Annotated in this window: 17 protein-coding genes; 5 read left to right on the plus strand and 12 right to left on the minus strand. The window is 67.7% G+C overall.

What is annotated here, in order from left to right; genetic code table 11:
* Nucleotides 1-41 precede the first annotated feature (41 nt).
* Nucleotides 42-1,355 carry a phenylacetate--CoA ligase PaaK gene (gene paaK, locus PHN62_RS08175; RefSeq protein WP_300148867.1) on the plus strand — a complete coding sequence of 438 codons (1,314 nt, stop codon included), beginning with the start codon at nt 42-44 and terminating at the stop codon, nt 1,353-1,355.
* Nucleotides 1,356-1,590: 235 nt separating this feature from the next.
* The gene (locus PHN62_RS08180; RefSeq protein WP_300148870.1) at nt 1,591-2,190 is read left to right on the plus strand and encodes a TetR/AcrR family transcriptional regulator; all 600 of its coding nucleotides are present in this window, start codon (nt 1,591-1,593) and stop codon (nt 2,188-2,190) included.
* Here the strand turns inward: PHN62_RS08180 and PHN62_RS08185 are convergent.
* From PHN62_RS08185 to PHN62_RS08240, 12 genes are all read right to left on the minus strand, one after another.
* Nucleotides 2,174-2,794 (minus strand): transferase hexapeptide repeat family protein, encoded by a 621-nt coding sequence (locus PHN62_RS08185; RefSeq protein ID WP_300148873.1) that lies wholly within the window; start codon nt 2,792-2,794, stop codon nt 2,174-2,176. The two genes, PHN62_RS08180 and PHN62_RS08185, sit on opposite strands and share 17 nt — an antisense overlap.
* Nucleotides 2,794-4,863, minus strand: a complete 2,070-nt coding sequence (gene paaZ, locus PHN62_RS08190) for a phenylacetic acid degradation bifunctional protein PaaZ (protein WP_300148876.1) — start codon at nt 4,861-4,863, stop codon at nt 2,794-2,796. Before paaZ ends, PHN62_RS08185 begins: the two co-directional genes overlap by 1 nt.
* A gap of 64 nt (nt 4,864-4,927) precedes the next feature.
* Nucleotides 4,928-5,680 (minus strand): Phenylacetic acid catabolic protein, encoded by a 753-nt coding sequence (locus tag PHN62_RS08195; RefSeq protein ID WP_300148878.1) that lies wholly within the window; start codon nt 5,678-5,680, stop codon nt 4,928-4,930.
* Between the two features lie 10 nt (nt 5,681-5,690).
* Nucleotides 5,691-6,767, minus strand: a complete 1,077-nt coding sequence (paaE, locus tag PHN62_RS08200) for a 1,2-phenylacetyl-CoA epoxidase subunit PaaE (protein WP_300148881.1) — start codon at nt 6,765-6,767, stop codon at nt 5,691-5,693.
* A gap of 100 nt (nt 6,768-6,867) precedes the next feature.
* Nucleotides 6,868-7,395 (minus strand): 1,2-phenylacetyl-CoA epoxidase subunit PaaD, encoded by a 528-nt coding sequence (gene paaD, locus PHN62_RS08205; RefSeq protein ID WP_300148992.1) that lies wholly within the window; start codon nt 7,393-7,395, stop codon nt 6,868-6,870.
* A gap of 5 nt (nt 7,396-7,400) precedes the next feature.
* Nucleotides 7,401-8,195, minus strand: a complete 795-nt coding sequence (gene paaC, locus PHN62_RS08210; protein ID WP_300148883.1) for a 1,2-phenylacetyl-CoA epoxidase subunit PaaC — start codon at nt 8,193-8,195, stop codon at nt 7,401-7,403.
* On the minus strand, nt 8,195-8,479 hold the full coding sequence (gene paaB / locus PHN62_RS08215; protein ID WP_300148884.1) for a 1,2-phenylacetyl-CoA epoxidase subunit PaaB: 285 nt from the start codon (nt 8,477-8,479) through the stop codon (nt 8,195-8,197). The genes paaC and paaB overlap by 1 nt, the downstream gene beginning before the upstream one ends.
* 107 nt (nt 8,480-8,586) lie before the next feature.
* Entirely contained in the window at nt 8,587-9,585 is a 999-nt protein-coding gene (paaA, locus tag PHN62_RS08220) for a 1,2-phenylacetyl-CoA epoxidase subunit PaaA (RefSeq protein WP_300148886.1), read from the minus strand.
* Between the two features lie 29 nt (nt 9,586-9,614).
* Nucleotides 9,615-10,820, minus strand: coding sequence for a 3-oxoadipyl-CoA thiolase (gene pcaF, locus PHN62_RS08225; RefSeq protein ID WP_300148888.1), 1,206 nt, complete (start codon nt 10,818-10,820; stop codon nt 9,615-9,617).
* A gap of 163 nt (nt 10,821-10,983) precedes the next feature.
* The gene (locus PHN62_RS08230) at nt 10,984-11,823 is read right to left on the minus strand and encodes a PaaX family transcriptional regulator C-terminal domain-containing protein (protein WP_300148891.1); all 840 of its coding nucleotides are present in this window, start codon (nt 11,821-11,823) and stop codon (nt 10,984-10,986) included.
* A 107-nt stretch (nt 11,824-11,930) separates the two neighbouring features.
* Nucleotides 11,931-12,449 carry a gluconokinase gene (locus tag PHN62_RS08235; RefSeq protein ID WP_300148894.1) on the minus strand — a complete coding sequence of 173 codons (519 nt, stop codon included), beginning with the start codon at nt 12,447-12,449 and terminating at the stop codon, nt 11,931-11,933.
* Entirely contained in the window at nt 12,446-14,815 is a 2,370-nt protein-coding gene (locus tag PHN62_RS08240) for a PIG-L family deacetylase (protein WP_300148897.1), read from the minus strand. The genes PHN62_RS08235 and PHN62_RS08240 overlap by 4 nt, the downstream gene beginning before the upstream one ends.
* A 183-nt stretch (nt 14,816-14,998) precedes the next feature.
* On the opposite strand from PHN62_RS08240, the gene PHN62_RS08245 reads away from it, so the two are divergent.
* From PHN62_RS08245 to PHN62_RS08255, 3 genes are read left to right on the plus strand one after another with little or no spacing between them, the layout of a single operon-like run.
* Nucleotides 14,999-16,237, plus strand: a complete 1,239-nt coding sequence (locus tag PHN62_RS08245) for an extracellular solute-binding protein (protein WP_300148900.1) — start codon at nt 14,999-15,001, stop codon at nt 16,235-16,237.
* Between the two features lie 10 nt (nt 16,238-16,247).
* Nucleotides 16,248-17,192 (plus strand): carbohydrate ABC transporter permease, encoded by a 945-nt coding sequence (locus tag PHN62_RS08250; protein ID WP_300148902.1) that lies wholly within the window; start codon nt 16,248-16,250, stop codon nt 17,190-17,192.
* Nucleotides 17,189-18,031 carry a carbohydrate ABC transporter permease gene (locus tag PHN62_RS08255; RefSeq protein ID WP_300148905.1) on the plus strand — a complete coding sequence of 281 codons (843 nt, stop codon included), beginning with the start codon at nt 17,189-17,191 and terminating at the stop codon, nt 18,029-18,031. The genes PHN62_RS08250 and PHN62_RS08255 overlap by 4 nt, the downstream gene beginning before the upstream one ends.
* Nucleotides 18,032-18,035 lie beyond the last annotated feature (4 nt).

The following is an 18,035-nucleotide window of genomic DNA, read 5'->3' on the forward strand; positions in this document are numbered from 1 at the left end:
AGCGCCGGGCATCCAAGAAGAATCCAAAGGGAGGAAAGAACGTGGAAAACCTGACTCCGAGAAAAGAAGACCTCGACCCCATCGAAACCGCCTCGCGCGACGAGATCGAGGCGCTCCAGTTCCACCGCATGAAGCGCAGCCTGCGCCACGCCTACGAGAACTCGCCCTTCTACCGCAAGCGCTTCATCGAATCCGACGCCCATCCGGACGATCTCAAGACGCTCAAGGACATCGCGAAATTCCCCTTCACCGTGAAGCAGGATCTGCGCGACACCTATCCTTTCGGCATGTTCGCCGTGCCTCAGAACAAGCTGGCGCGCATCCACGGCTCTTCGGGCACCACCGGCAAGCCGACCGTCGTCGGCTACACCCTGGGCGACATCGACAACTGGGCCAACCTCATCGCGCGCTCCATCCGGGCGGCGGGGGGGCGTCCGGGCGACATCCTGCACAACGCCTATGGCTACGGGCTCTTCACGGGGGGCGTCGGGGCCCATTACGGCGCCGAGCGGCTCGGCTGCACGGTGGTGCCGATCTCGGGCGGCATGACCGAGCGTCAGGTCACGCTGATCAACGACTTCAGGCCGCGGATCATCATGGTGACGCCTTCCTACATGCTCTCGATCCTCGACGAGTTCCGCCGTCAGGGCCTGGACCCGCGCCAGTCCTCGCTTCAGGTGGGGATCTTCGGCGCCGAGCCCTGGACCAACGCCATGCGCCAGGAGATCGAGGAGGCCTTCGACATGCACGCCGTCGACATCTACGGCCTCTCCGAGATCATGGGGCCCGGCGTGGCGCAGGAATGCGTCGAGACCAAGGACGGGCTCCACATCTGGGAGGACCACTTCTATCCCGAGATCATCGACCCGGCCACCGGCGAGGTCCTGCCCGACGGCGAGATGGGCGAACTGGTCTTCACCACCCTGACCAAGGAGGCTCTGCCGATGGTGCGCTACCGCACCCGCGATCTGACGCGCCTCCTGCCCGGCACCGCCCGCAGCATGCGCCGCATCGAGAAGATCACCGGGCGCAGCGACGACATGATCATCCTGCGCGGGGTGAACGTCTTCCCGACCCAGATCGAGGAGCAGATCCTGAAATGCGCCGGTCTGGCGCCGCATTTCCACATCGAGCTGAAGCGGGGCTCGGGCCGCATGGACGACATGACCGTCCATGTGGAATGCGCCCCCGCCCATGCCGAGGAGGCCGCCCGGGCGAAGTCGGCCAGGGAGCTGACCCATCACATCAAGTCCGTGGTCGGGGTCTCGACGAAGGTCGAGGTGCGCGATCCGAACTCCCTCGCCCGCTCCGAGGGCAAGGCGAAGCGCGTGGTGGACAATCGCCCGAAGGCGTGATTGCGCCGAATCAGCTTGTTGCACAGCAACATGGGCGTGACAGGCGCGCGCCCAGAGGCTAAAGCGGAAGGGAGGCTTCGCGCCTCCCTCCCGCTCGGGAGGGGAGGCGAGGCTTTCGCGCTCCGGAGCGTTTCCCTGTCGGCGAAAACGCCTCCCCCTCTCACGCGACGCGTTTTCGTCCGGTCGCCGGCCGCAAGCGGCCGACCGGAAGGCGCCTTAGGGAAGAACGAAGACCATGGCTCGGACGCGGGCGCAGGATTTCGAGGAGAAACGGCGGGCGATTCTCGACAACGCCGCCACGGTGTTCGCCGAGCAGGGCATGGAGAAAGCCTCCATGGCCCAGATCGCCGCGCATGCGCAGGTCTCCAAGGCGCTGCTCTACCATTATTATCCGGGCAAGGGCGCGCTGATCTTCGCGATCATCCTGACGCATCTCGAAGAGCTCGACGCCGCCATCGAGGCCGCGGACGATCCCGGACTTCAGCCCGAACAGCGCCTGCGCCGTCTGGTGGGGGCGGTGCTGGAGAGCTATCGGGGCGCCGACGACCAGCACAAGGTGCAGCTCAACGCCTCCGCCGCCCTTTCGGGAGAGCAGAGGGCCGAGATCACGGCTCTGGAGCGCCGGATCATCCGGCGCTTCTCGGCGGTGCTGGACCAGATCAACCCGGATCTCAACTCCACCGAGCGCCCCTTGCTGATGCCGGTCACCATGTCGCTCTTCGGCATGATGAACTGGGTCTACATGTGGTTCAAGGACGGCGGGCGCATCAGCCGCGAGGATTACGCCGACGTCGCCACCACCCTGATCCTCGAAGGGATCAAGGCCGTTCGGTGAATCTCCGGCGCTCCAGGATCAGGGGATCATAGACCGGGGCCTCGGCGCGGCGACGATCGGGCTCGGGGGCGCTCAGGGGCGTCGCGGGGGCGATCTTGCCCGCAGCCTCTCGGGCGAGCTGCTGATAGACTCCCGTTCCGCGCCGCTTCCAGTCGATCTCCTCGGCGGAGAGCATGCGGATGATCTTCGCCGGAGACCCCGCCAGAAGCGAATTGGGCGGAATCTTCGTCCCGGCCTTCACGAAGGCCATGGCTCCGACGATGCAGTTCTCGCCGATCTCGGCCTCGTCCATGATGACGGCGTTCATGCCGATCAGCACGTTGCGCCCGATGTGGCAGCCATGGAGCACTGCTCCATGGCCGATATGGCCCGATTCCTCGACGATCACATCCTTGCCGGGGAAGGAATGCACCACGCAGGTCTCCTGCACGTTGCAGCCTTCATGGAGGATGATCCGGCCGAAATCCCCGCGCAGCACCGCGCAGGGACCGACATAGACCGTCGGGCCGATGATCACGTCGCCGATCACCACCGCCTCCGGATGCACGAAGGCGGCGGGATCTATCGCGGGGACGATGCCGTCATAGCTGTAGACGCGGCCCATCAGGCTTCCCCGGCGGGCGGCCAGGTCTTGGCGACCATGGTCAGCACGTCATATTGCGCGACGATGGCGCCTTCCTGATTGGTCACGCGGCAATCCCAGCGGACTTCGCCGTAATCGGCGGTTTCGCGCGGATTGATCTCCTTGCAGGTCAGGCGGACCTGAAGCGTGTCGCCGAAATAGACCGGCGTCAGGAAGCGCAGGTGATCCACGCCGTAATTGGCCAGCACCGGGCCCGGATTGGGCTCGACGAAGAGTCCCGCTGCGAAGGAGGCGATCAGATAGCCATGCGCCACCCGGTCGTCGAAGAAGGGATTGGCCTTGGCCGCCTCTTCGTTCATGTGGGCGTAGAAGGTGTCTCCGGTGAATTCGGCGAAATGCTCGACGTCCTCTTTCGTCACTTCGCGGCTGGCGGTGACGAGCTGGTCGCCGATCTTCAACTCCGCGAGGGATTTGCGGAAAGGATGGACGTCCTGCGTCGCCTCGGCGCCCTCGATCCAGCGGCCCGTGACCGCCGAGAGCAGACGCGGCGAGCCCTGAACGGCGGTGCGTTGCAGATAATGCTTCACGCCCCGGATTCCGCCCATCTCCTCGCCGCCGCCCGCGCGTCCCGGCCCGCCATGGACCAGAGGCGCCAGAGGCGAGCCATGGCCCGTCGAGCTTTTCGCCGTCTCGCGGTCTCCGATCAGCACGCGGCCGTGGAAGGGCGCGACGCCCAGGACCACTTCCGCCGCCACGGCCTTGTCATGGGTGAAGACCGAGGAGACCAGCGAACCCTTGCCGAGCTTCGTCAGCTCCACCGCCTCGCCGAGGTCGTCGTAGGGCATCACCGTCGAGACGGGGCCGAAGGCCTCGACGTCATGGACCGCCCTCGCCGCGAAGGGCTTGTCGGCGTAGAGCAGCACCGGATTGAGGAAGGCGCCCTTCTCCGGATCGCCGGAGGAGAGGCGGACCTCGTCGGGGTTCCCGGCGACGATCTCGGCCACGGCCTGAAGCTCGCGGATGCGCGCCCGCACCTCCTCGCGCTGGTCGAAGCTGGCCAGAGGCCCCATGCGGGTGGCCTCCAGATCGGGCAGGCCCACCGGAGTCTTCGCCAGACGCGCCCCCAGAGCCTCGATCAGCGCCTGAACATGGGCGCGCGGCGCGATCACCCGGCGGATGGCGGTGCATTTCTGCCCGGCCTTCACGGTCATCTCGCGGGCGACCTCCTTCACGAAGAGGTCGAATTCGGGGGTTCCCGGCGCGGCGTCCGGCCCGAGGATCGAGGCGTTGAGGCTGTCGGCCTCCATGGTGAAGCGCACCGAATTCGCGACGACGGCCGGATGGGTCTTGAGCTTGCGGCCCGTCCAGGCGGAGCCGGTGAAGGTCACGGCGTCCTGTTCGGTCACATGGTCGAGGAGATCGCCCACCGAGCCGCAGATGAGTTGCAGCGCGCCTTCCGGCAGCACGCCGCTTTCAATGGCGCGGCGCACCACCAGTTCCGTGAGATAGGCCGTCTGGGAGGCGGGCTTGACGATGCAGGGCACGCCCGCCAGCAGGGTGGGGGCGATCTTCTCCAGCATGCCCCAGACAGGGAAGTTGAAGGCGTTGATGTGCACCGCCACGCCCTGGATCGGCGTGAGGACATGTTGCGCGACGAAGCTGCCGTCCTTCGAGAGGACTTCGACCTCGCCGTCGGTGAGCAGCCGCGCGTTGGGCAATTCGCGGCGGCCCTTGGAGGCGAAGGTCAGCAGGGTGCCGACGCCGCCCTCGATGTCGACCCAACCGTCGGCGCGGGTGGCGCCGGTGAGGAAGCTCTCGGCGTAGAACTCCTCCTTGTGCTTCATCAGTTCGAGGCCCAGCGCCTTGAGCATGGCCGCGCGTTCATGGAAGCTCATGGCGCGCAGCTTCGGCCCGGCCTTGCGGCGTCCATGCTCCAGCGCGGCGGCGAAGTCGACCCCGGTGGAATCGATCACCGCCAGATCCGCGCCGGTGGCGGCGTCGACCAGGGTCTGGCCTGCGTCGGTTCCGGCCACCCAGGATCCGTAGACATAGCTTTCGAGGCGTCGCGTTTCACGAAGCGGGGCGTTCATGGCGTTTCCTTCGCTGGATTTTTCCGCGCCGGGCTGGAGATTCCCCCTCCGCCCGGCGACTCCTTCAGAGGCCGAGCGGGGCCAGACGCTCGGAGACGAGGCCTTCCCAACGGGCGAGAAGCTCTTCGTTGGGCGCATGGCGCAGGCCGAACTTGCGGAGCGTGGCGTAACGCTCCGAGCCCGCCGCCCCGAAGCCCGCCGCCGCCCGCGGACGCCAGTAGGCGAGGGAGGCCAGAGCTTCGGCCTTCCCCTCCGGCGAGGAGACGACGCGCTCCAGGCCTTCGAGCCCGAGCTCGGCGTGGCGCGCCTCGCGGGGGGCGATCTCGCGGAAGACCTCCGCCAGGGGGGCGTAGGACAGGCGGGTGAGCTCGGTCATCTGGATCCCCGTCGCGAGGCCCTGAAGCACGTTCATGACCACCGCGTCGGTCCAGCCTTCGAGCGGGTAATGGAACACCGAAAGCCGCATGTCTCCGGCCCGGCGGGTCGCCCCGAGGTCGGCTTCGCGCGGAACCCGCGCCGCCCAGTCATGCTGCGACTGATAGCGGCGGGTGTCCGTGCCGAAGCCGCCCATGACGTCGAGCACGCGTTCGGCGTGATCGGCCTTCTCCAGGGTGATCCGGCTGGCGGCGATGCGCTCCTTGATCCCGGGGGCGAAGTTGATCGACAGGGCGAAGCCCGCCGAAGCGGCCAGCTCGCTGTCGACGAAGCTGGACATCAGCCGCATCAGCTCGCCGCGATAGCGGGCCGGGACGTTGCCGGGCGCGGTCAGGACGCCGCCCTGCGCGAGGTAGTCCTCGATCTTCATCACGTCGGACATGGCTTTCCCCTCACTCGTCATAGGTGACGACGATGCGGTCCGTCAGCGGCGTCGCCTGACAGGACAGCACGTAGCCCGCGCGCACTTCGTAATCTTCGAGCGCGTGGTTGACCGCCATTTCGGCTTCGCCCTCGATCACCTTGCAGCGGCAGGTCGAGCAGACTCCGGCCTTGCAGGAATAGGGGGCGTCCATCTTCGCCTCGATGGCGGCGTCGAGGATGGTCTGACCCGTGCGGGGCATGGCGAAGCTGCGCGTGGCGCCGTCGAGCGTCACGGTGGCCTCGACGCCCGTTCCCGGCGCGATGGCGGTCTTGGAGACCGCCTTCGCTCTGGCCCTTCCGGGCTGTCCGCTGGCGAAGAGCTCGAACTTGATCTGGTCGTCGCGCAGGCCATGGTCGCGCAGGCTGGCGGCGATGGCGAGCATCATGGGCTCGGGGCCGCAGATGTAGGCCGTGTCGACCGCCTTCGCGTCGAGCCAGTGGGCGAAGAGGCCCTTCATCTTCTCGGCGTCGACGCGGCCGGTGAAGAGGTCGATCTCCTGGCCCTCCTGCTCCAGCACGTGGATCACCGAGAAGCGCCCGAGATGGAGATTCTTCAGATCCTCCAGCTCCTCGCGGAACATGATCGAATTGATCTGGCGGTTCGAATAGACCAGCGTGAAGCGGCTTTTCGGCTCATGGGCCAGCACGGTCTTGATGATCGAGAGCAGCGGCGTGATCCCCGAGCCGCCCGCGAAGCCCAGATAGCCCTTCTCGGCTTCGGGATCGAGGGGGGTGAAGAACTTGCCCATGGGAGGCATGGCCTCGATCACGTCGCCGGGGGCGAGGTTCTCGTTGGCCCAGGTGCTGAAGGCGCCGCCCTCCACGCGCTTGACGCCGACCTGAAGGAATCCCTCGTCGCGTCCGGCGCAGATGGAGTAGGAGCGGCGCAGCTCCTCGCCGTCGAAATCGCGGCGGAAGGTGAGATACTGCCCCTGGGTGAAGTCGAAGAGCGCCTTGTCTTCGTCGCGGGGCCTGAGCGTGACGACCACGGCGTCGCGGGTTTCGCGGCGCACGTCCGTGACCCGGAGAGGATGGAAGCGTGCCATTGGGTGTCCTCGGCATCCTGAAGCGCGATCCGGTCCGGAGCCCTGAGGCTCCCGGAGGCGTCGCGCGATGATCCTGAAAGCTGGAGCGGCGCAGGGCGCTCTAGATGCACTTGAAATAATCGAAGGGTTCGAGGCAGTCCTTGCAGCGATAGCTCGCCTTGCAGGGCGTCGAGCCGAACTGGCTGACCTTCCCCGTGTTCGTCGAGCCGCAGCGCGGACAGGCGACCGCGAAATTCGCGCCGCCCGCGGTCAGCCGCGAGATCCGGCCCGCCAGACGTCCGTCGGCGGCGGTGCCGTCGATGGGCGGGGCCACGCCGTAGGCCCGGAGCTTCTCGCGGCCTTCCTCGGTGAGCCAGTCGGTGGTCCAGGGCGGCGAGAGGCGGCGTTCGAGGCGCAGCTTCTCGATTCCCCGGTCCCGCAGGGCCTTTTCAATGTCGAGATTGATGATCGTGGTGGCCGGACAGCCCGAATAGGTGGGCGTCACCGTCACGACGAGCGTGTCCTCGCGCCATTCGACCCCCCGGATGATCCCCAGATCCGTCAGGCTGATGACGGGGATCTCGGGATCGGGCACCTCGGAGAGCCAGCGCCAGATCTCCGGAATCTCGGGATGCGGCGTCTTCTCCATGGCGGTCACCAGACCGCGCCGGGATAGGCGCGCTGGAGGAACTGCATCTCGGCGAGGATGTAGCCCAGATGTTCGGAGTGGACGCCGCGCTTGCCGCCCTTGTGCTGCCAGACCTCGCCGGGATGGGCGAGCGTCGCCTCCTCCAGAACCGCCGAGACGGTGCTGTCCCACCCGGCCTTGAGCGAGGAGGGCAGGGGCGCGATTCCCGCCGCCGCCATGGCCTGATCCACGGCGTCGTCCGTGAAGAGCTCGCCGGTGTAGGGGAAGAGCGCCTTGAGGGCCTTCTCCATGCGGGCGCGGCTCTCCGCGGAGCCGTCGCCGAGCCGGATCACCAGATCGGCGGAGCGCTCCAGATGATAGGCGACCTCCTTCTCCGCCTTGGCGGCGATCTCGGCCACGCGCGGATCGGAGGAGGACTTCAGCTTGCGCAGGATCTCCATGTGCCAGGCGTCGAAGAGGAACTGCCTCATGAGGGTCTGGCCGAAATCGACGTTGGGGCGTTCGACGAGCAGCGCGTTGCGGAAGGCGCCGGCGTCGCGCAGATAGGCGATCTGGTCGGCCGTGCGGCCCTTCCCCTCGACCTCGGCGGCGAGGCCCAGCCAGAACTGACATTGCCCGATCAGGTCGAGGGCCTGATTGGCCAGGGCGATGTCTTCTTCGAGCGCGGGAGAATGTCCGCACCATTCGGAGGCCCGATGTCCGAGGATCAGGCAGTTGTCGCCCATGCGCTGGAGCCAGTCCACGAAGGCGTCCCGGTGGGCGGAGGGCTCTGCGGCGGGATCTTGCGTCCGGGTCGTCATCACATGTGCCCCACTTCGTCGGGGATGTCGAAGAAGGTCGGGTGCCGGTAGACCTTCGAATTCGAGGGCTCGAAGAGCGGGCCCTTCTCCGAGGGGGAGGAGGCCACGATGTCGTTGGACTTCACCGCCCAGATGGAGACGCCTTCGTTGCGGCGCGTGTAGACGTCGCGGGCGTTGCGGATCGCCATTTCGGCGTCGGGGGCGTGCAGGCTCCCGACATGGCGATGGTTCAGGCCGTGCTGGCCGCGGATGAAGATCTCCCACAGGGGCCATTCGCTGGACATGTCTGGCTTCCTCCCGAAGCTGGATGCGCGTCTGGGGTCGGGCGCGTCGAGCCGCGCCCGTGACTGGTCGTGAAGATCGGGGCCTGTTCAGGCGCGCCCGGCGCGGATCACTCTGCGGCGAGCCGGAGCGCGGCGCGGCGCTCCTCCTGCTTTCCGGCGTGGGCCATGAGGCCGTCGCGGAACCAGGCGCCGTCGTCCCAGGCCTTGACGCGGGCGCCGAGGCGCTCGGCGTTGCAGGGCCCGTTTCCGGCGATCACCTCGAAGAACTCCGCCCAGTCGGGCTCGCTGAAGTCATGGCCGCCCTTCTCCTCGTTCCACCTGAGGTTTTCGTCCGGGACGGTCAGACCCAGGTATTTCGCCTGAGGGACGGTCTGGTCGACGAACTTCTGACGCAGCTCGTCGTTGGTGTTCATCTTGATCTTCCAGGCCATGGACTGCGCCGAATGCACCGAGTCCTTGTCCGAGGGGCCGAACATCATCAGCGAGGGATACCAGAAGCGGTTCAGGGCGTCCTGAGCCATGGCCTTCTGTTCGGGGGTTCCGGCGCACATCTTCATCATGATGTCGTAGCCCTGCCGCTGATGGAAGGATTCCTCCTTGCAGATGCGGATCATGGCGCGGCTGTAGGGGCCGTAGGAGGTGCGCTGCAAGGGCACCTGGTTCATGATCGCGGCGCCGTCCACCAGCCAGCCCACCGCGCCCATGTCGGCCCAGGTGAGGGTCGGGTAGTTGAAGATGGAGGAATATTTCATCTTCCCCGAATGGAGCATCTCCATCAGCTCGTCGCGGGAGACGCCGAGGGTCTCGGCCGCCGAATAGAGATAGAGCCCGTGTCCGGCTTCGTCCTGCACCTTGGCGAGCAGGATGGCCTTGCGCTCCAGCGTGGGGGCGCGGGTGATCCAGTTGCCTTCCGGCAGCTGGCCGACGATCTCGGAATGGGCGTGCTGGCCCATCTGGCGGATGAGGGTCTTGCGGTAGCCTTCGGGCATCCATTCCTTCGGCTCGATCTTCTCGCCGCGGTCGATGCGCTCCTGGAAGGCGATCTCCCGAGGGGTCATCTCGGCGCGGGACTTCCCGCCTTCGGACTGCACGAGCTGAGCATACATGGCTGGCCTCTCCCTGTGATCTCCGGATTTCAGACGCGTTCGATGATCAGCGCGATTCCCTGGCCGACTCCGATGCACATCGTGCAGAGCGCGTAGCGCCCGCCCTTGCGCTGAAGCTGACCGGTCGCGGTCGTCACGAGCCGGGCGCCCGACATCCCGAGCGGATGGCCGATGGCGATGGCGCCGCCATTGGGGTTCACGCGGGGATCGTCGTCCGCCAGACCCAGTTCGCGCAGCACGGCCAGGCCCTGCGACGCGAAGGCTTCGTTCAGTTCTATCACATCCATCTGGTCGAGCGTCAGGCCCGCCTTCGCCAGAACCTTGCGCGTGGCGGGAGCGGGGCCGATTCCCATGATCCGGGGCTCCACGCCCGCCGCCGCCATGGCGACGACGCGGGCTCTGGGCGTCAGGCCCTGAGCCCTGGCGGCCGCCTCCGAGAGGATCGCCAGAGCCGCCGCGCCGTCGTTCACGCCCGAGGCGTTGCCCGCCGTGACGCTCAGGTCGGGGCCGTTGACGCCCTTGAGCTTCGCGAGCTGCTCTGCGGTGGTTCCGGGGCGCGGATGTTCGTCCGCGTCGAAGACGACGGGATCGCCCTTCTTCTGGGGGATGGCCACCGGCACGATCTCGTCCCGGAAGACGCCCGCCGCCTGGGCCGCCGCCCAGCGCGCCTGGGAGCGCGCCGCGAAGGCGTCCTGATCGGCGCGCGAGACGCCGAAATCGGCGGCGACGTTGTCGGCGGTCTGGGGCATGCTGTCCACGCCGAAGGCCTTCTTCATCGCCGGATTGACGAAGCGCCAGCCGATGGTCGTGTCGTGGATCGCGCTGGAGCGCGAGAAGGCGCTCTCGGCCTTGGGAACCACGAAGGGCGCGCGGCTCATGCTCTCGACGCCGCCCGCGATCACGAAGTCGCAGTCGCCCGCCCTGATCGCCCGCGCGGCCATGCCCACGGCGTCCATGCCCGAGCCGCAGAGCCGGTTGACCGTGGTCCCCGGAACCCCGACCGGCATCCCCGCCAGCAGAACCGCCATGCGGGCCACGTTGCGGTTGTCCTCTCCGGCCTGATTGGCGCATCCGAAGATGAGGTCGTCGACGGCGGACCAGTCCACGCCGGGATTGCGCGCCATCAGCGCCTTGAGCGGAAGAGCCGCCAGATCGTCGGCGCGCACCTGGGCCAGAGCCCCGCCATAGCGCCCCACGGGCGTCCTCACCGCGTCGCAGATGAACGCTTCGGACATTCGAGCCTCCCCCCTGTCTTCTTGCGGCGAACGAGTGATTCTCTGAATTCACCGACCGATTGGTCAATTTATATCATGGAGATATTACAGTTGGAATGATTATTTTTGATTCTCTGTAATGTGTTGCGGCGCAGCAAGGCCCGGATCCGCCGGGGGCGGCGGCTCAGGCCAGAGCGGCCAGACGGGCTTGGGTCTGGGGGGTGGCTTCGGGCAGGGGGCCTGCGCCGCCCTCCAGGCTGCGGGCGGCCTCGGTTTCGGCCATGGGGGTCAGAGCCTTGTAAAGGCTGCGGAACATCGCCTTCGCCTCGGCCCCGAGCCAGTCGGCGGGCAGGGCTTCGGCGGGCAGGCGCGGATCGCGCAGCAGCGCTCCGCGATGGACATGCGCCAGCAGAAGACGCGCCGCCAGAGCGTCGCCGCCGCTCAGGGAGACGCCGGCGGCCAGATCCTCGGCCAGAGGCCCGAATCGCGTCAGCAGGGCGGCGTAGCGGGCCTGAAGGGCCTCCAGATCCCAGAACCGCGCGAGGGCCGCCGGATCGGAGACCTCCGAAATCGCGAGGGTCAGGACGGCGGGCGGAGGCGGCTCGTCGGCGCGCAGGGCGAGAATCCAGAGGTCGCCGCCCAGCCGCGCCATGCGCAGACGGCGCCCCTCCTCCTCGGAGAGCCCCGGCGCGAGAAGCGCCAGCCAGCGCGCGGGCTCCTCCGCGGCGGCGTAGAGCAGCCGCGCCACGGCGGCGAATTCGGCGCGGGCCGTGGGCGCGAGGCGGTAGAAGCTGCGGCGTCCCTGACGCGCGCCCTCCAGCCGCCCGGCCGCCACCAGCCGCGAGGTCGCGGTGCGCACGAGGCTCTCGCTGATCCCCACCCGCCGACAGACGTCGATCAGGCTGCCCATCCACAGGACTTCGCCGCGCGGCGCCACGAGATCGCCGTAGACGGTCACGATGAAGGAGGCCGCCGTCAGCGGCAGTCCCTGCATCAGGCGCTCGATGCGGGCGCTTCTGACCATGGTCGCGTGAACTCCTCGCCGGTCCGCCGAAACCTTCGGCGACGTTCGATAGCGCCGCAAGGCCCTGAAGTCACGCGCGGATCGCGCAGGCCCTCCGGGAGGAGGAGTCAGGAGGCCGCCCCCAGAGCCGCAAGGGCGCGTCGGAGCGTCTCCTCCGGTCCGGCCTCCGTCGAGATCGCCGCGCCCGGCTCGTCGGGGGCGAGGGGCTCCAGAGCGGCGATCTGCGAGGCCAGAAGCGAGGCGGGCATGAAATGCCCGCGTCTGCGGGCGAGGCGCGCGCCGATCAGGGCCGGATCGGCGGTCAGCTCCAGAAAGCGGACTTCGGCCCGGGCCTCGCGCAGGAGGTCGCGGTAGCGCCGCTTCAGCGCCGAACAGGCGACGATCAGGCCCGGCGTCCGCGCGGCCTCCTGCGAGATCCGGTCGCGGAGCGCGGCGAGCCAGGGCGCGCGGTCGGCGTCGTCGAGGGGAATCCCGCGCGTCATCTTCGCGACGTTCTCCGGAGGATGCAGCGCGTCGCCTTCGAGGAAGGGCCAGCCCAGACGCGCGGCCAGAGCCTCGCCGAGGGCGGTCTTGCCCGCGCCCGAAGGCCCCATGAGGATCACGGCCCGAGGCGTGGCCCGCATCATGGCCTGTTCCGCTCGGGCTGAAGCAGGTTGGCGAAGAGCCGGAAGGCGCCTGCGTTCAGCTTCTCCATCTGGTGATGCAGCGTCAGGGCGAGATGCGTATGGCGGCCCTTCCCGAAACGCGCCGTCAGCAGGGCGCCGCGCAAGGGCGCCTCGCCGGGATCGCTCAGGGAGAGGAGGGGCTCGTAGGCCTCGTCCCAGCGGGAGGCGAAATAGAGTCCGCGCTCCTTGTCCCAGCCCTCCCAATCCTCCGGGCGGATGCGGTTCGGACCGACGAAGAAGGGATGCTCCGGCCGGAGGATCTCCACCGGGGCGGCGGGATCGGTCACGCGCCAGCGCAGGGAGGGCGTTCCGATGGTCAGCGGCAGGCCCGAGGCCTCCCAGCGATCCGAGGGGCGATGATAGAGCGTCAACAGATGGCCGCCCGCCTCCATCCAGCGCCGCAGACGCGGCCGAGCCGCCTGCAGATCCGGCCGCAGCCCATAGGCGAAGACGCCCACGACCAGCGTGTCATAGGCCGAGAGATCGCCCGCCAGATCCTCCGGCCCGAGGATCTTCGGCGCGAGGCCCATGCGCTCCAGCCAGAAGCCGACCCGATCCGCGCCGCCGCCGATATGGCCGACGCGGGTTTCCGGAAGCTCCAGCTTCAGCGCCAGAGCCTCCAGAACCAGAGGCGCGACATGCTCCGCCGCGCCGATATGCGGATAGGAGAAGGCCTTCCGGGACCAGGCCTTTTCTCCGTCGATCTTCACGCCCAGCCGCATGAGGCCTTCGGGCTGGTCGGCGAGATGCGTGAGGATCAGGCCGCCCTCGACGGCTTCGGCGGTCACGCCATGGGTGCGGTCGATCTCGACCCGCGCGCCCTCCGCCGCGGAGATCGTCAGGCGCTGCGATCCGGGGCTATTCAGCCGAAAGAGCAGGGCCTCCGGCTCCAGACGCGCCACGCGGGCGGGCGAGGCCCCGAAGCGCCTTTCGGGCGTCTGAAGAACCGAGACTTCTTCTCCGCCGATCCGGGCCTTGAGGCGCAAAGCCAGAGGCTCGCCCTCGCCCAAGGGACTCCAATGAGGGTGAAAATCATTGAGGATCGGCGCTTGCGGACGCATCCGGATGAGAAAGGCCTCGTCGCCTTCAGGCTCCGCCGCCGCGAGATGAGGATCCACCTCGACCGAAACCTGAATCTCCTCGGCGAGGCCCGGCTCCAGCCGGAAGCTCAGGCGCGCCCCGGCGCCCTGGACCGGGCGCGGCGGATCGAGCTCGATCTCCGCCCGCAGCCCCGCCGCCAGAGTCAGGGCCGCGTCGAGTTCGAGCAGCTTGCGGGTCAGCCGATGGCCATGAGCCTCCTGCTCTGCGGGCGAGGCCTCGGCCTGCGCCCGGCGCAGAGCGGATTTCGCCGCCGCCAGAGCTGCGATCAGCGGCGCTTCATGGGGGAAGGCCGCGAAGGCGCGGGCGACGGCTTCATCCGCCTCGGCCAAGGCCGGACTCGCCCCGAGATCCGCCAGACGACGCGGCAGGCCCTCGCGCAGATCGGATTCCGCCGCATCCCCCAGGGCGCCGCCGCGCAGATGCAGCGGCCATTCCAGGCGCGGCGCGCGCCATGTCCCCATCCCCTGCGTGGCGTGGAGGCTGCGCGAGACTTCGCCGAGCCGGTCATGGGCCAGCCCCGTGGCGGGCTCGGGGCCTTGCGCCCGAAGGATCAGAGTGGCGGGCGGCGGCGGCTCTTCGTCGTCATAGGCCCCGCCAGAGGCCGCCCCTGACCCCGACCAGCCCGGCAGATGGAATTTCGCGACCCGCCAGGGCTTCAGCCCGCTCAGCGCCTGATCGGGGAAGGCCTCGGGATCGGCGGCGAGCCTGACGGCCTCTTCGGCGGCCCAGGTCATCGCGCGGTGATGCCCGTGCTGGCCCGGCACGTCGAGGAAGGTCGGCAGAACCAGGTCCGGCCTGAAGCGCCGATAGGCCCGGACGAGGCGTTCGAGAATCCGCTCCCGGCCCCAGCGGGCGAGCGTGTCCTCGCCGGATTTCGAAAAGCCGAAATCCCGCACCCGATCCTCCGGGCCATGGCCGAGCCAGAGCAGATCCACGTCGAGGATCCGCGCGGCCTCCTCCATCTCCCGCGAGCGGATCACGCCGAGCGCGCCGCCGCGCTCGGGGCCGAGGGCGTTCTGTCCGCCCTCGCCGCGCGTGGAGCAGGCGAGGATCACCCGCATCCCCATCTGGTGGCGCAGGAGCGCGACGAGTCCGCTCTGTTCGTCGTCGGGATGGGCGCCCGTGTGCATCAGCGTGAGCGGAGAAGCCAGCCGTCCCAGCGCCCATCTCAGGGACACGAGGCGCGGCGCGGCGGCCTGCAGGCGAAGGCGTCGGGAGTCGGTCATGAGGCCGCCATCATAGGCCTCCCGGAGCGCGAGTCCATGGGGGGCGCGGCGTCCGGCGGGCCGAAAGCCGCGCGGAAAAACCCGTCGCGCGGTTTCCTTGACAAGCGCGCGGCTTCCGGCTCAGGCTGGCCGACGGATCAGTCAGGCCGCTGGGCGAGGCTCCGGCCAATCAGAGGTTCGCGCATGTTCAGAACGGCGAAAGCGGCGGCTCTGGCCTTTGGCGTCAGCGTCATGGCGATGGGGTCGGCCCGGGCGGTCGAGATCGAATACTGGCAATATGTCTTCGACAGCCGCGTCAAGGCGATGGACCAGCTGATCGCGAAGTTCGAGGCCGCCAATCCCGGAATCACGGTCAAGCACACGACCTTCCCTTACGCCGATTACCAGACCCGCGTCGTGGCCGCCAAGGCCGCCGGGCAGGGGCCGGACGTGGTGCAGCTGTTCTACGGCTGGCTCGACAATTTCGTGACCGGCGAGCTGATCCAGCCTCTGGACCCGGCGGTCTTCCCGCACGCCGAGATCGAAGGCGAGTTCTTCCCCATCGTCGAGGCCATGAAGCGCGGCGAGGATTACTATGGCCTGCCGACCGCCGTGCGCTCTCTGGCGCTGTTCTACAACAATGATCTTCTGGAGAAGGCGGGCGTCGAGCCCCCGGCCAATCTGGAGGAGTTCCTGAAGGTCGCCGAGGCCACCACCCAGCGCGACGGCTCGGGGAACATCCTCTCGGCGGGCGTGACGCTCGACATGGCCGGGCAGGATCATCACTGGTGGCGCGAAGTCCTGATCCGTCAGAACGGCGGCGAGCCCTATGACGCCGAAGGAAACGTCGCCTATGATTCCGAGGCGGGCGCGGCGGCGCTGAAATTCTACACGGATCTTCAGACCGAGCAGAAGGTGGGCCTGCTCGGCTTCATGGATGAAGGCCAGGCGGCCTTCCGCGCCGGACTCGCGGCCATGACCATCGACGGCACCTTCCGGCTCGGAGCCTTCGCGGCCAATCCCTTCGCCTGGGGCGTGGTCGAGCTGCCCGCCGACGCCGAGGGCGCGCGCTCGAACTACTCCAGCTATTTCGCCAACGCCATCGGCGCGACCGCTCGGGGCGAAGAGCTGGAGGCGGCTCAGAAATTCCTCGCCTACATCGCCTCGCCCGAGGCCATGGGGATCTGGCTGGAGACGGTCGGCGAATTGCCCGCCCGCCGCGCGGTCGCGCTGACCGAGGAGAACCTCAACGACCCCATCCGCGCGCCCTTCCTGAAAGGCCTCGAATACGCCCACACCACCCGCTTTTACGACGAAGCCGCCCAGCGTCAGACCGCCATCGACATGGTGAACCGCGTGCTGCTGCAGAACCAGCCCGTCGCGGAAGCGGTCGCCGAGGCGGCCAGGGCCGAACAGGCGATCATCGACGCGGCGCGCAAGTAAGCGCCGCGCCATGACGCCTGAGCGCGCGGCGGAAGGTTTGGTCCCGGAGGCGAAGAGCCTTCGCCTCTGGGATCGTCTCGGGATCAAGACGAAACAGGCGGTCTGGGCGTGGATCTTCCTCGCCCTGCCCATCGCCTTTTACGTCGGGATCCGATTCTACCCCACCGCCCAGGCCTTCTGGCTCTCGTTGACGGACTGGAACCTGCTGCGTCCGCCGAATTTCGTCGGGTTGCGGAATTACGCGAAGATGTTCGCGGATCCGGTCTTCTGGAAGGTGTTTCAGAACACTTTCCTCTACCTGATCCTCGGCACGCCGATCAGCCTCGTGCTGGCCTTCTTCATCGCCTGGAATCTGGACCGCGTGCGGTTCATGCATGGATTCATCCGGGCGCTTTACTTCCTGCCCTTCCTGACCACGGCGGCGGCGATGGGCTGGGTCTGGCGCTGGTTCTATCAGCCTCTGCCCATCGGGGCGATCAACGGCTTTCTCAGTTGGCTCGGGCTGGCTCAACAACCCTTCCTGCGCTCGACGACGCAGGCGCTTCCGGCGGTGCTGGTTCCGGCGATCTGGGCGGGGCTCGGGTTTCAGGTCATCATCTTTCTCGCGGGCTTGCGGGCGATTCCCCAGACCTATTTCGAAGCCGCCCGCATCGACGGGCTCGGCGAATGGGCGATCCTGCGCAAGATCACTCTGCCCCTGCTCAAGCCGACCACGGTGTTTCTGGTGGTCTTCTCCTCCATCGGCTTCCTGCGGATCTTCGATCAGGTCTACAACATGACCACGAATGATCCCGGCGGGCCGCTGAACGCCACCAAGCCTCTGGTTCTGATGATCTATCAGACGGCCTTCTCCTCCTATCAGATGGGCTACGCCGCCGCGCAGACGGTGGTCCTCTTCACGATCCTGCTCATCGTCTCGCTGATCCAGCTTTACGTGATGAGGGAGAAGACATGAGCGCCGGGCTTGAGGCGAGCGGACGCCTGATCCGTCCGGGGCGGATTCTGGCCTGGACTCTGCTCTTCATCGGCGGGCTGATCATGGCGACGCCGCTGCTCTACATGTTCTCGACGTCGCTGAAGACCTCCGGGCAAGTCTATGACCTGCGGCTGATCCCCACCGATCCGACGCTGAAGAACTATGTGGAGGTGCTCAAGGACGGACGCTTCCTGCGCTGGTTCCTGAACTCCCTGCTGATCGCCACGGCGGTGACGCTCTCCAATCTGATCTTCGACTCGCTGGTGGGCTATACGCTGGCGAAATTCCGCTTTCGGGGACGGGCCTTCGTCTTTATCGCGATCCTGTCCACGCTGATGATCCCCACCGAGATGCTGGTGATCCCCTGGTATCTCATGTCGAGCCAGTTCGGCTGGCTCGACAGCTATTGGGGCATCATGTTCCCCGGCATGATGAGCGCCTTCGGGGCCTTCCTCATGAAGCAGTTCTTCGAGACCGTGCCGGACGACTTCCTCGAAGCCGCCCGCGTGGACGGCCTCGGCGAATTCGCGATCTGGTGGAGGATCGCCATGCCGATGGTGACGCCGGCCTTGTCGGCCCTGGCGATCTTCAGCTTCCTCGGCAACTGGACGGCCTTCTTCTGGCCGCTGATCGTCACCACCTCGCGCGACCTCTATACGCTGCCGGTGGGGATTTCGAGCTTCTCGGCGGAATCCTCCATCCGTTGGGAGATGATCATGACCGGCGCGGCGCTCGGAACCATCCCGACGCTGGCGCTGTTCCTCGTGCTTCAACGCTATATCGTGCGCGGCGTGATGCTCGCCGGACTGAAAGGCTGACCCC

Origin of the sequence: Neomegalonema sp., from assembly GCF_028688855.1 — a bacterium.
Taxonomy (GTDB): domain Bacteria; phylum Pseudomonadota; class Alphaproteobacteria; order Rhodobacterales; family Rhodobacteraceae; genus Neomegalonema.

Excerpts from the sequence above, each read along its gene's own strand:
- PHN62_RS08180 (WP_300148870.1), top strand. The coding sequence starts at position 1,591 with ATGGCTCGGACGCGGGCGCAGGATTTCGAGGAGAAACGGCGGGCGATT.
- PHN62_RS08185 (WP_300148873.1), bottom strand. The coding sequence starts at position 2,794 with ATGGGCCGCGTCTACAGCTATGACGGCATCGTCCCCGCGATAGATCCC.
- paaZ (WP_300148876.1), bottom strand. The coding sequence starts at position 4,863 with ATGAACGCCCCGCTTCGTGAAACGCGACGCCTCGAAAGCTATGTCTAC.
- PHN62_RS08195 (WP_300148878.1), bottom strand. The coding sequence starts at position 5,680 with ATGTCCGACGTGATGAAGATCGAGGACTACCTCGCGCAGGGCGGCGTC.
- paaE (WP_300148881.1), bottom strand. The coding sequence starts at position 6,767 with ATGGCACGCTTCCATCCTCTCCGGGTCACGGACGTGCGCCGCGAAACC.
- paaD (WP_300148992.1), bottom strand. The coding sequence starts at position 7,395 with ATGGAGAAGACGCCGCATCCCGAGATTCCGGAGATCTGGCGCTGGCTC.
- paaC (WP_300148883.1), bottom strand. The coding sequence starts at position 8,195 with ATGACGACCCGGACGCAAGATCCCGCCGCAGAGCCCTCCGCCCACCGG.
- paaB (WP_300148884.1), bottom strand. The coding sequence starts at position 8,479 with ATGTCCAGCGAATGGCCCCTGTGGGAGATCTTCATCCGCGGCCAGCAC.
- paaA (WP_300148886.1), bottom strand. The coding sequence starts at position 9,585 with ATGTATGCTCAGCTCGTGCAGTCCGAAGGCGGGAAGTCCCGCGCCGAG.
- pcaF (WP_300148888.1), bottom strand. The coding sequence starts at position 10,820 with ATGTCCGAAGCGTTCATCTGCGACGCGGTGAGGACGCCCGTGGGGCGC.
- PHN62_RS08230 (WP_300148891.1), bottom strand. The coding sequence starts at position 11,823 with ATGGTCAGAAGCGCCCGCATCGAGCGCCTGATGCAGGGACTGCCGCTG.
- PHN62_RS08235 (WP_300148894.1), bottom strand. The coding sequence starts at position 12,449 with ATGATGCGGGCCACGCCTCGGGCCGTGATCCTCATGGGGCCTTCGGGC.
- PHN62_RS08240 (WP_300148897.1), bottom strand. The coding sequence starts at position 14,815 with ATGACCGACTCCCGACGCCTTCGCCTGCAGGCCGCCGCGCCGCGCCTC.
- PHN62_RS08245 (WP_300148900.1), top strand. The coding sequence starts at position 14,999 with ATGTTCAGAACGGCGAAAGCGGCGGCTCTGGCCTTTGGCGTCAGCGTC.
- PHN62_RS08250 (WP_300148902.1), top strand. The coding sequence starts at position 16,248 with ATGACGCCTGAGCGCGCGGCGGAAGGTTTGGTCCCGGAGGCGAAGAGC.
- PHN62_RS08255 (WP_300148905.1), top strand. The coding sequence starts at position 17,189 with ATGAGCGCCGGGCTTGAGGCGAGCGGACGCCTGATCCGTCCGGGGCGG.